The organism is Pengzhenrongella sp., assembly GCF_036565025.1.
Classification (GTDB): Bacteria; Actinomycetota; Actinomycetes; order Actinomycetales; family Cellulomonadaceae; genus Pengzhenrongella.
Window position 1 is genome coordinate 1 of record NZ_DATCNW010000221.1, and the last position, 11,911, is coordinate 11,911.

The following is an 11,911-nucleotide window of genomic DNA, read 5'->3' on the forward strand; positions in this document are numbered from 1 at the left end:
CTCCCGCGCCGGCAGCAGCCGCTGTCGTCGCACCTGCTCCGGCTGCACCAGCACCGGCCGCACCCGCGGCTCCGGTCGCGACTGCTGCCGTCGCACGCGCCGCCTCGGCGGCACCGTCCCCGGGCCCCCGCCCGGCCCCGGCGGCCAAGGCGCCGTCGGCTCCGTCCGGCGCCCGTCCGGGTGCACCTCGCCCGGGCAACAACCCGTTCGCCTCGAGCCAGGGCATGGGCCGCGGCGTCGAGCGCAGCGACCGCAGCGATCGTGGCGAGCGTGGCGGTTCGAGGGATGCGGGCAGCTCCGCCGCTCCCGCCGCCGCTGCTGCCACTCCGGGCGCGCCCGCGCGCCCGGGCAGCAACCCCCGCGCCGGCGGCGGACCCCGTCCCGGCAACAACCCGTTCGCACCGAGCCAGGGCATGCCCCGGCCCGGCGAGCGCCGCACCGCACCCGACGCCGCGGCGTCGGGCACCCCGGCGCCCGCAGGCGAGCGTCCCGGCGGGCCCCGTCCCGGTGGACCGCGCCCCAGCCCCAGCTCGATGCCGCAGCGCAGCGCGGTCGGTCGCCCCGGTGACCGTCCCGCAGCGGGTGGCCGCGCCGGTGGTGGCGCGCGTCCCGGTGGCGGTGGCGGTTTCGCCGGTCGTCCCGGTGGAGCGCCCGGTGGCGCTCCCGGTGGTGGCGGCGGTTTCGCCGGTCGTCCCGGTGGCGGTGGCCGTCCCGGCGGCGCCGGTCGCGGCAGCACGCAGGGCGCGTTCGGTCGCGCCGGTGGGCGGCCCGTGCGCGGACGCAAGTCGAAGCGCGCGAAGCGCCAGGAGTTCGAGCAGATGCAGGCCCCGTCCCTCGGTGGCGTGCAGGTTCCCCGCGGCAACGGCACGAACGTTGTCCGGCTGCGTCGCGGCTCCTCGCTGAACGACTTCGCCGACAAGATCGACGCGAACCCGGCCAGCCTGGTCACGGTGCTGTTCCACCTCGGTGAGATGGTGACCGCGACCCAGTCGCTGGACGAGGACATGTTCGGCACGCTGGCCGGCGAGCTCGGCTACGTCATCGAGATGGTCTCGGCCGAGGAAGAGGACCGCGAGCTGCTCGGGGCCTTCGACATCGACCTGGACGCCGAGCTGGCGGACGAGGACGACTCGCAGCTCAAGGCCCGCCCGCCCGTCGTGACCGTCATGGGCCACGTCGACCACGGAAAGACCAAGCTGCTCGACGCCATCCGCCAGACGGACGTCGTCGCGGGCGAGGCCGGTGGCATCACCCAGCACATCGGTGCCTACCAGGTCCGCACGACGCACGAGGGCAACGACCGCGCCGTCACCTTCATCGACACCCCGGGTCACGAGGCGTTCACCGCCATGCGTGCACGTGGTGCGCAGGTCACCGACATCGCGATCCTTGTGGTTGCGGCCGACGACGGCGTGATGCCGCAGACGATCGAGGCGCTCAACCACGCCCAGGCCGCCGGCGTGCCGATCGTGGTCGCGGTGAACAAGATCGACAAGGAGGGGGCCAACCCCGCCAAGATCCGCCAGCAGCTCACCGAGTACAACCTGGTGGCCGAGGAGTACGGCGGCGACACGATGTTCGTCGACGTCTCCGCGAAGCAGAACCAGGGCATCGACCAGCTGCTCGAGGCCGTCCTGCTCACCGCGGACGCCTCGCTCGACCTGCGGGCGAACCCCGACAAGGCCGCGCGAGGGGTGGCCATCGAGGCCAACCTGGACAAGGGCCGCGGAACGGTCGCGACCGTTCTGGTCCAGTCCGGGACGCTGCGCATCGGCGACTCGATCGTGGCGGGTACCGCACACGGCCGGGTCCGGGCGATGTTCGACGAGCACGGCGAGTCCGTTCTCGAGGCCGGTCCGGCGCGTCCGGTCATGGTCCTCGGGCTGGCCTCGGTCCCCGGCGCCGGCGACACCATCCTGGTGGCGCCCGACGAGCGGACCGCGCGTCAGATCGCCGAGAAGCGCGAGGCCGCCCAGCGGGCCGCGCTGCTCGCCAAGCGCCGCAAGCGCATCAGCCTCGAGGACTTCACTCAGGCGCTCCAGCAGGGCAAGGTCGACACCCTCAACCTCGTCCTCAAGGGCGATGTGTCCGGTGCCGTCGAGGCGCTGGAGGACTCGCTGCTCAAGATCGACGTCGGCGACGAGGTCGACCTGCGCGTCATCCACCGTGGGGTGGGTGCCATCACGCAGAACGACGTCAACCTGGCGACGGTCGACAACGCGATCATCATCGGGTTCAACGTCAAGTTCGGCGAGCGGGTCGAGGAGCTGGCCGAGCGCGAGGGCGTCGATGTCCGCTTCTACTCGATCATCTACCAGGCGATCGACGACGTCGAAGCTGCCCTCAAGGGCATGCTCAAGCCCGAGTACGAAGAGGTCCAGCTCGGTACCGCAGAGGTGCGCGAGGTGTTCCGGTCCTCCAAGTTCGGGAACATCGCGGGTTCGCTCGTGCGGTCCGGCCAGATCGTCCGCAACTCGAAGGCGCGCGTGCTGCGCGGCGACAAGGTCGTGGGGGACAACCTCACGGTCGACTCGCTCAAGCGGTTCAAGAACGACGCGACCGAGGTCCGCGAGGGTTACGAGTGCGGTATCGGGCTCGGCTCCTTCAACGACGTCGAGATCGGTGACACGATCGAGACGTTCGAGATGCGGGAGAAGCCCCGCAAGTAGAAGTCGCAGGTGAAAGGCCCGGGTGACGACATGCGTCGTCACCCGGGCTTTCCCGTTCAGTTGGCACAAGAAGAAAAGAGCAAGTCATGGCTGATCACGCACGCGCGCGAAAGCTCGCGGATCGGATCCAGGTGATCGTGGCCCAGATGATCGACACGCGGGTCAAGGACCCGCGGCTCGGTTTCGTCACGGTGACCGATGTGCGCGTCACGGGTGACCTTCAGCACGCGTCGGTGTTCTACACCGTGCTCGGCGACGCCGAGGCGCGAGCCGGTTCCGCGGCGGCGCTGGAGAGCGCGCGGGGGCTGATCCGGTCCGAGGTCGGCAAGCAGACCGGGATCCGGCTCACGCCGTCCCTGGAGTTCGTGCTCGACGCCGTCCCCGAGACCGCGGCTCAGCTCGAGGCTGCCCTGAACGAGGCCGCTCGTCGCGACGCCGAGGTGGCCGCCCTCGCCTCCGGAGCGGTCTACGCCGGCGACGCCGACCCCTACCGCAAGCCCGAGGACCACGACTCCGACGAGTCGGATTCCTGACCCCGACTCGACCGCGGTAGCTCTCCCGAGACTTTTTGGGTGTTCGGGGGGCGTCAGCGTTCGGGCTGCGGGGTGCGGCCTGTTGTGCGGGGGAGCCACCGGGTCGAGAGGGCGCCCGCGGCCACCACCGCGGCGCCGGTGAGGATCGCGGCGCGCAGGCCCTCGACATAGCCGTCCGGGGTGAGGTTGCCGCCGTTCGCCTGGAAGACGGCGACCAGCACCGCGATGCCCAGCGCGACGCCGATCTCCCGGATCGTCGCGTTCGTCGAGCTCGCGGTGGCGTGGTCCTCCGGCGCCATGTCGGCCAGCACCGCGGTGGCGCTCGGCGCGAACGTCAGGCCCATGCCGATCCCGGCCAGGATGAAGCCGGGGACGAGGTCGCCGTACCGCGTCGACGCGTCGGCGAGCAGCGCCAGCCAGGCGAGCCCCAGCGCCTGCAGCGCGAGCCCCGAGCCGAGCAGCACGCGGACCCCGACCCGGGGCGCGATCAGGCCCGCGAGGGGTGCCACGACCATCGGCGCCGCCGTCCACGGCAGGGTGCGGATCCCGGCCTCGAGCGGGGTGTAGCCGCCGACGATCTGCAGGTACTGGGTGAGCAGGAAGACGGCACCGAACATCCCGAGGCTGAACGCGAGCGAGGCCACGTTGGCAACCGAGAAGCTGCGCGAGCGAAACAGTCGCAGCGGCACCAGCGGGTGCGCGGTGCGTCCCTCGTGGACCACGAAGGCGGCGATCAGCACGACCGCGAGCACGAGCGCTCCGGCCACCCGGGCCGAGCCCCACCCCAGCTCGTTCGCGCGCACGATGCCCCAGACCCCGGCGAGCACGCCGGTCCCCACCAGGACGAGCCCGACGACGTCGAGCGGCTGGCGCCGGCCGTGGGACTCGGGCAGGGCGCGCAGGATGAGCGGGATGGCCACCGCCGCGACCGGGACGTTGAGCCAGAAGATCGCCTGCCACGAGAAGCCGTCCACCACGGCGCCGCCGATGACCGGACCGAGCGCGACGCCGAGCCCGGAGACCCCGCCCCAGATCCCGATCGCCATCGCGCGCCGGACCGGCGGGACCGCGCCGGCGAGGAGGGTCAGCGACAGCGGCATGATCGCCGCGGCACCCGCGCCCTGGACCGCGCGGGCAAGGATCAGTCCGTCGGCGGTGGTGGCGAGCGCCGAGCCGATCGAGGCGAGGGTGAACAGCGTGATCCCGCCCACGAACACGCGGCGCCGCCCCCAGCGGTCACCGAGCGTGGCGGCGGCGAGCATGAGCGTCGCGAACGCGAGCGTGTAGGAGTTCATCATCCACTGGAGCTGCTCGATGCTGGCGTCGAGCGCGCGGTGGATGACCGGCAGGGCGCTGGTCATGACGAGGTTGTCGAGCGTGGACATGAACATCGGCAGGGACGCGGCGACCAGCGCCAGGGCCACCGGCACGGCGCGCCGCGGGCCGGGTCCGGCCTTGTCGGGGGAGCGTTCCGTGCTGGACGCCAGGGTCTGCGGGGGCGGCGGGCCGAACTCGCCGGGAGGTGCGCTGACGGTCATGATCGACTCCTGTATGCATCGGATGATTACCAACGTGGACGACGGTAGTTATCCGCTGATAACATGTCAAGCATGAGCGAGGAATCAGCACGACGGATGACCGCGGGGCAGCGGCGGGAGCAGATCCTGCAGGCCGCGCTCGCGGTGTTCGCCGAAGGTGGGTACACCGGGACGACGACGGATCAGGTCGCCCGTGCGGCAGGCGTCACGCAGCCGTACGTGGTGCGGCTGTTCGGCGGCAAGCAGCAGCTCTTCGCCGAGATCTACACCCGGGCGAGCCGGCGCGTCGTCGACGCCCTGGCCTCGGTCGAGGCGGGTCCCGAGGCGAAGCGCGAGATGGGCGAGGCCTACATCGGCCTGCTCGCGGACCGGAGCCTGCTGCGGCTGCTCATGCACGGGTTCGCCGCCGGATCCGAGCCGGAGATCGGGCAGCTCGCCCGGTGGACCCTGAGCGAGGCGTTCCGGTTGTATCTCGAGCGCACCGGGGAGGGGCCCGACGAGGCGCGGATCTTCGTCGCGCACGGGATGCTCATCAACGTCCTGCTGGCGGTCGATGCGACGGAGCACTCGGGCGAGGACGCTGCCCTCGATGCGCTCGCCCTGTGCACGTTCGGCGAGGGGCTGGCCGTGGCCCGCGCCGGCGCCGAGGCGGCCCGATGACCCGCGCACCCGCCGCTCCGGAGTCGGCGGACCAGTCCGCGACGGACCTGGCGCCGTCCGGCCAGGCGTCGCCGGACAAGAGAAAAGCCCGCCGGTCCTCAGCCGACCGCCCGCCGCGGCGCCCGACCGCGCCGGACGGGCTGGTCGTCGTCGACAAGCCCGCGGGCTGGACGAGCCACGACGTCGTCGCGCGCATGCGCCGGGTCGCCGGGACCCGCAAGGTCGGTCACGCCGGCACGCTCGACCCGATGGCGACCGGAGTGCTGGTGCTCGGCATCGGCCGGGCGACCAAGCTGCTGACCTATGTGGTCGGCGCGGACAAGGAGTACGTGGCGACGATCCGGCTCGGCGTCGCCACCACGACCGACGACGCCGAGGGTGAGCTGCTCACCTGCGCCGACCCGTCGGGCGTCACGCGCGCCGCGATCGACGTCGGCGTCGCGGCCCTGACCGGGCGCATCGAGCAGGTACCGAGCTCGGTGAGCGCGATCAAGGTCGACGGCCAGCGCGCGTACGCCCGGGTCCGCGCGGGGGAGGAGTTCGCCCTCGAGGCCCGCCCGGTCACCGTCTCGCGGTTCGACGTGCACGAGGTGCGCGCCGTGCCCGACGACGCCGGTCCCGTCCTCGACGTCGACGTCACGGTCGTGTGTTCGTCGGGGACGTACATCCGCGCGCTCGCGCGCGACCTCGGGGCCGCGCTCGGCGTCGGGGGTCACCTGACCGCGCTGCGCCGCACCCGGGTCGGCGGGTACGGGATCGACGGCGCCCGCACGCTCGCCGAGCTCGAGGAGATCCCGGACGACGTGACGCTCGACGTGCTGCCGCTCGCCGAGGCCGCGCGCGCCACGTTCCCGGTTCGGGACCTCACGCCGGACGAGACGCGCGACCTCTCCTACGGAAAGCGCATCGACGCCGGCGAGCCCGGGGCCAGCGAGCCGGTCGCGGCCATCGCGCCCGACGGCACGCTCGTCGCGCTGCTCACGACCAGCGGCCCGCACGCCCGCCCCGTGCTGGTGTTCGCCCCGGCCTGACCCGATCCCCAGAACCGTCGGCCCCCGCGCGGTCCCTGCCGCACGCTGCGGCTGACACGTTGCCGTGTCCGGTCGGCCGAGTCCCGGCTCCGATCCTCGGCTCGGATCCCGGGCCCCCGCGCCGACCCGAGCGCGGGGCGTGGCACTCTTGTCCTCGCTGTTGCCCCATCGGCGCAGCGCTCGCCCATCGCATGGCGCCCAGCAGAAGTCGTCCGCCGGAACAGGAGTGCTCGTGCACCGTTGGACCGACCTTGCCCAGGTACCGCCAGGGTTCGGGCCGTCGGTGGTCACGCTCGGCAACTTCGACGGCGTGCACCGCGGCCACGCCAGCGTGCTGACCCGGATGGTGGCCGACGCGCGCGCGGTCGGCGCGAGCGCCGTCGCGGTCACGTTCTCCCCGCACCCGGCGCAGGTGCACTACCCGGACACCGCGCCGCCGCTGCTCACCGGGGTCGAGGACCGGCTCTGGCTGCTCGAGCGCACCGGGCTCGCCGCGGTCCTGCTGCTGGAGTACACGCTCGACTTCGCGCGGCAGTCGCCCGAGGAGTTCGTCGTCCGCTACCTGGTGAACGCGCTCGGCGCGCGAACCGTCGTGGTCGGGCGCGATGTCCGGTTCGGCTGGGGCAACTCCGGTGACCTGGCGACCATGACCGAGCTCGGCGAGCGGTACGGATTCACCGTCGAGGTGATCGAGGACCTCGCCGCCGGACCCGTCGCCGTCGCCGACGCGGACACGCCTGCGCCCGCCACGCCGCAGGAGCGTCGCCTGCAGCACGCCGCCGATCCCCTGCACCGCCGGTGGTCCTCCACCTGGGTCCGCGAGCTGCTCGAGGAGGGGCGCGTCGACGTCGCCGCGACCGTGCTGGGTCGCCCGCACCGGGTGCGCGGCGTCGTCGTGCACGGGGACGCCCGCGGCCGCGAGCTCGGCTTCCCGACGGCGAACCTCTCCTCGGACGTCGCGGGCATGGTCCCGGCCGACGGCGTCTATGCCGGCTGGCTGCGCCGGCTCGAGCAGCCCGCGACCGCGCCGGACGCCGTGCTGCCCGCCGCGATCTCGGTCGGCACCAACCCGACGTTCGACGGCGTCGTGCGCCGGGTCGAGGGGTACGTGCTGGACCGGACCGACCTCGACCTGTACGGCGAGGAGGTCGCGTTCGAGTTCGTCGAGCGGCTGCGCCCGACCCTGCGCTTCGACTCCGTGGACGAGCTGGTGGCGACGATGTGCGACGACGTCGACCGGGCCCGCGACCTGCTCAAGGATGCGAGCGACACTGCAACCGGCTGGTAACATCGAAGAGCCGTCAGATCGGCCGCGGACCCAGAGCGCCCGGGTGGACATGCCCCGGAGCACCGCGCAGCGAGACAACCTAGGAGAACCGTGCCCCTCAGCGCAGAAAAGAAGCAGTCCATCATGACCGAGTACGCCACCCACGAGGGCGACACCGGTTCCCCGGAGGTCCAGATCGCGATGCTCACGCAGCGCATCCTGGACCTGACCGAGCACCTCAAGGAGCACAAGCACGACCACCACAGCCGGCGCGGCCTGCTGCTGCTGGTCGGCCAGCGCCGCCGCCTGCTCGGCTACCTGCAGCGAGTCGAGATCGGGCGCTACCGCACCCTGATCGGCAAGCTCGGCCTTCGTCGCTAGCTACCACGCACCAGCCCGGACCTGCACAGGTCCGGGCTGGTCCCGTGTAGGGCAGTGGCACACACACCACGAGAAACACCCCACGCGCCGTCCCGGCCTCGTACGGTCCTCGGTAGTGGCTCGCGGAGCTCACAGCTCCACGGACCTCGATCGAAGACCGCCGCGGTGGGACCGGCGCCTTCACCAAAGAGGAGGGCACCCATGGAGGGTCCCGAGATCGAGTTCAGCGAAGCCATCATCGACAACGGCAAGTTCGGAACGCGCACCGTGCGTTTCGAGACCGGCCGCCTCGCCCGCCAGGCCGCCGGCTCCGCCGTCGCGTACCTGGACGGCGACACCATGCTGCTGTCGGCCACCACCGCCGGCAAGCACCCCAAGGAACAGTTCGACTTCTTCCCCCTGACGGTCGACGTCGAGGAGCGGATGTACGCCGCCGGGCGCATCCCCGGCTCGTTCTTCCGCCGCGAGGGTCGCCCGTCCACCGAGGCCATCCTCGCGTGCCGCCTGATCGACCGCCCGCTGCGCCCGACGTTCGCCAAGGGCCTGCGCAACGAGGTCCAGGTCGTCATCACCGTCATGGCGCTGCACCCCGACGACTCCTACGACACGCTCGCGATCAACGCCGCGTCGCTGTCCACGCAGCTCTCCGGCCTGCCGTTCACCGGCCCGATCGCCGGCGTGCGCATCGCGCTCGTCGACGGCCAGTGGGTTGCCTTCCCGAAGTACTCCGACAAGGAGCGCGCCGTCTTCGAGATGGTCGTCGCCGGTCGGATCGCGGGCGACGACGTCGCGATCATGATGGTCGAGGCCGAGGCCACGAACGACTCCTGGAACCTGATCAACGAGGGTGCGACCGCCCCGACCGAGGCCGTCGTGGCCGAGGGCCTCGAGGCCGCCAAGCCGTTCCTCAAGCTGCTCTGCGAGGCGCAGGCCGACCTGGCCGCGCGCGCCGCCAAGCCGGTTCGCGAGTTCCCGCGCTTCCTCGACTACCAGGACGACACGTACGCCGCCGTCAAGGGCGCCGTCGAGGCCGACCTCACCGTCGCGCTCACCATCGCGGACAAGCAGGACCGCGAGGACCGCCTGGACGAGATCAAGGCCGCCGCGCTCGCGCAGCTGTCCGGTCAGTTCGAGGGTCGCGAGAAGGAGCTGTCGGCCGCGGTGCGCGCCGTCACGAAGTTCCTCATCCGCCAGCGCGTGCTGACCGACGGCGTCCGCATGGATGGCCGGGGGCTCGCGGACATCCGCACCCTGTCCGCCGAGGTCGAGGTCCTCCCGCGCGTGCACGGTTCGGCGCTGTTCGAGCGCGGCGAGACCCAGATCCTGGGTGTCACCACGCTGAACATGCTCCGCATGGAGCAGCAGCTGGACACGCTCGCGCCCGAGACGCGCAAGCGCTACATGCACAACTACAACTTCCCGCCGTACTCGACCGGTGAGACGGGCCGCGTGGGCTCGCCCAAGCGTCGCGAGATCGGCCACGGAGCGCTCGCCGAGCGCGCGCTCATGCCGGTCCTGCCGAGCCGCGAGGAGTTCCCCTACGCGATCCGCCAGGTCTCCGAGGCGCTGGGCTCCAACGGCTCCACGTCGATGGGCTCGGTCTGCGCCTCGACCCTGTCCCTGCTGAACGCCGGGGTGCCGCTGCGCGCGCCGGTCGCCGGTATCGCGATGGGCCTCATCTCCGACGTCGTCGACGGCCAGCCGCGGTACGCCGCCCTGACCGACATCCTCGGCGCCGAGGACGCGTTCGGTGACATGGACTTCAAGGTCGCCGGTACGCGCGAGTTCATCACGGCCATCCAGCTGGACACCAAGCTCGACGGCATCCCCGCCTCGGTGCTCGCCGGCGCGCTGACCCAGGCCCGCGACGCGCGCCTGGCGATCCTCGACGTGCTGGCCGAGGCCATCGACGTCCCGGACGAGATGTCCCCGTTCGCACCGCGCGTCATCTCGGTGAAGGTCCCGGTCGACAAGATCGGCGAGGTCATCGGCCCGAAGGGCAAGATGATCAACCAGATTCAGGAGGAGACCGGCGCCACGATCTCGATCGAGGACGACGGCACGGTCTACATCGGCGCGACCGACGGTCCGTCGGCCGAGGCCGCCCGCGCGGCGATCAACGCGATCGCCAACCCGCTCATGCCGGAGATCGGCGAGCGCTTCGTGGGTACGGTCGTCAAGACCACGCCCTTCGGTGCGTTCATCTCGCTCTCCCCGGGCAAGGACGGCCTGCTGCACATCTCGCAGATCCGCAAGCTCGTCGGTGGCAAGCGCGTCGAGAACGTCGACGACGTGCTGTCCGTGGGCCAGAAGGTCCAGGTCGAGATCGGTGAGATCGACCCCCGCGGCAAGCTCTCGCTGCACGCCGTGATCGCCGACGAGGACGCGGTCGAGGCGCCCAGCGCACCGGCCGACGCCAACGCCTGACGTGCCTCTCGACTTCCCGCTCGCGCAGCCCGGTGAACCGGGCAGCGAGCTGACCGCCGGGCAGGACGGCGACGCCATCGTGCGTCGTTCCGTCCTGCCCGGCGGGGTCCGGGTTCTCACCGAGCGGATGCCCGGCGTCCGCTCGGCGACCGTCGGTGCGTGGGTCGGGGTGGGCTCGCGCGACGAGCGGGACGGTCACCACGGTTCGACGCACTTCCTCGAGCACCTGCTGTTCAAGGGCACGACGCGGCGGTCCGCGATGGACATCGCCGAGGCGTTCGACGCCGTCGGCGGTGAGGCCAACGCGGCCACCGGCAAGGAGCACACCTGCTACTACGCGCGTGTGCTCGACGACGACCTGCCGATGGCGGTCGACGTCATCACCGACATGGTCACCTCGGCGCGGCTCGACGCGGACGAGCTGGAGACCGAGCGCGGGGTCATCCTCGAAGAGCTCGCGATGAACGACGACGACCCGTCCGACGTCGTGCACGAGCAGTTCGCGGCGGTCGTCCTGGGGCACCATCCCCTCGGGCGCCCGATCGGCGGCACGCCCGACTCGATCCGCGCGGTACCTCGCGCGGCCGTGTGGGACCACTACCGCGAGCATTACGACCCGCGCACGCTCGTCGTGACCGCGGCGGGCAGCGTCGACCACGACGCCCTGTGCGCCCAGGTGCTCGGCGCGCTCGACGCCGGTGGCTGGGACGCGTCCTCGGTGCAGGCCCCGCGGGGACGGCGCCTCGGCGTCGCCGCTCCGGGCGATCTGGACGGGATCCCGCTGTCCGGCGAGACGCTGACCGTGCGCCGGGCGACCGAGCAGGCCAACGTCATCATCGGCGGGACCGGGCTCACGGCGACCGACCCGCGGCGGTTCACGCTCTCGGTGCTGAACGCGACCCTGGGCGGGGGGATGTCCTCCCGGCTGTTCCAGGAGATCCGGGAGAAGCGCGGTTTGGCGTACTCGACGTACTCGTTCGCGTCGGGCCACGCGGACACCGGCACGTTCGGCCTGTACGCGGGCTGCACGCCGGCGAAGGTCGACGAGGTGACCGCCCTGCTCGGCCAGGAGTGGGAACGTCTCGCGAACGACGGCATCACGGCCGGTGAACTGACCCGGAGCATCGGGCAGCTCTCGGGCGGTCTGGTGCTCGGCATGGAGGACTCCGGCTCGCGGATGAGCCGGCTCGGCAAGGCCGAGCTGGTGCACGGCGAGCTGACGGACCTCGACGAGTCCCTCGAGCTGATCCGCGGCGTCACGGCGCAGGACGTGCAGGAGCTCGCGGTCGAGCTCGCGTCCCGCCCGCGCTCGACGGTCCGCATCGGCCCGTTCGGCGACTGACCCGCGGCTTCGCCACCACCCCCCCCGCTAACGTCCGAGCGTTGACGTCCTATAGGACGTCAA

The 11,911-nt window shown here is 72.1% G+C and carries 9 protein-coding genes; 8 read left to right on the forward strand and 1 reads right to left on the reverse strand.

Features of this window, described 5'->3' with window-relative positions:
* Both infB and rbfA read left to right on the forward strand, forming a co-directional pair.
* A partial coding sequence (gene infB / locus VIM26_RS12745) for a translation initiation factor IF-2 (protein WP_331951723.1) occupies positions 1-2,669 on the forward strand: 2,669 nt, incomplete at its 5' end.
* 86 nt (positions 2,670-2,755) lie between these two features.
* Positions 2,756-3,202 carry a 30S ribosome-binding factor RbfA gene (rbfA, locus tag VIM26_RS12750; RefSeq protein ID WP_331951725.1) on the forward strand — a complete coding sequence of 149 codons (447 nt, stop codon included), beginning with the start codon at positions 2,756-2,758 and terminating at the stop codon, positions 3,200-3,202.
* Between the two features lie 53 nt (positions 3,203-3,255).
* Here the strand turns inward: rbfA and VIM26_RS12755 are convergent, their stop codons facing one another.
* Positions 3,256-4,740, reverse strand: a complete 1,485-nt coding sequence (locus VIM26_RS12755) for a DHA2 family efflux MFS transporter permease subunit (protein WP_331951727.1) — start codon at positions 4,738-4,740, stop codon at positions 3,256-3,258.
* 72 nt (positions 4,741-4,812) lie between these two features.
* Between VIM26_RS12755 and VIM26_RS12760 the strand changes: the two genes are divergently transcribed.
* The 6 genes from VIM26_RS12760 to VIM26_RS12785 all read left to right on the forward strand — a co-directional run bounded on the left by VIM26_RS12760 (position 4,813) and on the right by VIM26_RS12785 (position 11,848).
* Positions 4,813-5,400 carry a helix-turn-helix domain-containing protein gene (locus VIM26_RS12760; protein WP_331951729.1) on the forward strand — a complete coding sequence of 196 codons (588 nt, stop codon included), beginning with the start codon at positions 4,813-4,815 and terminating at the stop codon, positions 5,398-5,400.
* The gene (gene truB / locus VIM26_RS12765) at positions 5,397-6,431 is read left to right on the forward strand and encodes a tRNA pseudouridine(55) synthase TruB (RefSeq protein WP_331951731.1); all 1,035 of its coding nucleotides are present in this window, start codon (positions 5,397-5,399) and stop codon (positions 6,429-6,431) included. The genes VIM26_RS12760 and truB overlap by 4 nt, the downstream gene beginning before the upstream one ends.
* Positions 6,432-6,663: 232 nt before the next feature.
* Positions 6,664-7,719, forward strand: a complete 1,056-nt coding sequence (locus VIM26_RS12770) for a bifunctional riboflavin kinase/FAD synthetase (RefSeq protein WP_331951733.1) — start codon at positions 6,664-6,666, stop codon at positions 7,717-7,719.
* A gap of 90 nt (positions 7,720-7,809) precedes the next feature.
* Complete coding sequence (rpsO, locus tag VIM26_RS12775) at positions 7,810-8,079, forward strand: 30S ribosomal protein S15 (protein ID WP_331951735.1); 270 nt, start codon at positions 7,810-7,812, stop codon at positions 8,077-8,079.
* A gap of 201 nt (positions 8,080-8,280) precedes the next feature.
* Complete coding sequence (locus VIM26_RS12780; protein WP_331951737.1) at positions 8,281-10,506, forward strand: polyribonucleotide nucleotidyltransferase; 2,226 nt, start codon at positions 8,281-8,283, stop codon at positions 10,504-10,506.
* 1 nt (position 10,507) lies between these two features.
* Complete coding sequence (locus tag VIM26_RS12785; RefSeq protein WP_331951738.1) at positions 10,508-11,848, forward strand: pitrilysin family protein; 1,341 nt, start codon at positions 10,508-10,510, stop codon at positions 11,846-11,848.
* The last annotated feature ends 63 nt before the right edge of the window (positions 11,849-11,911 follow it).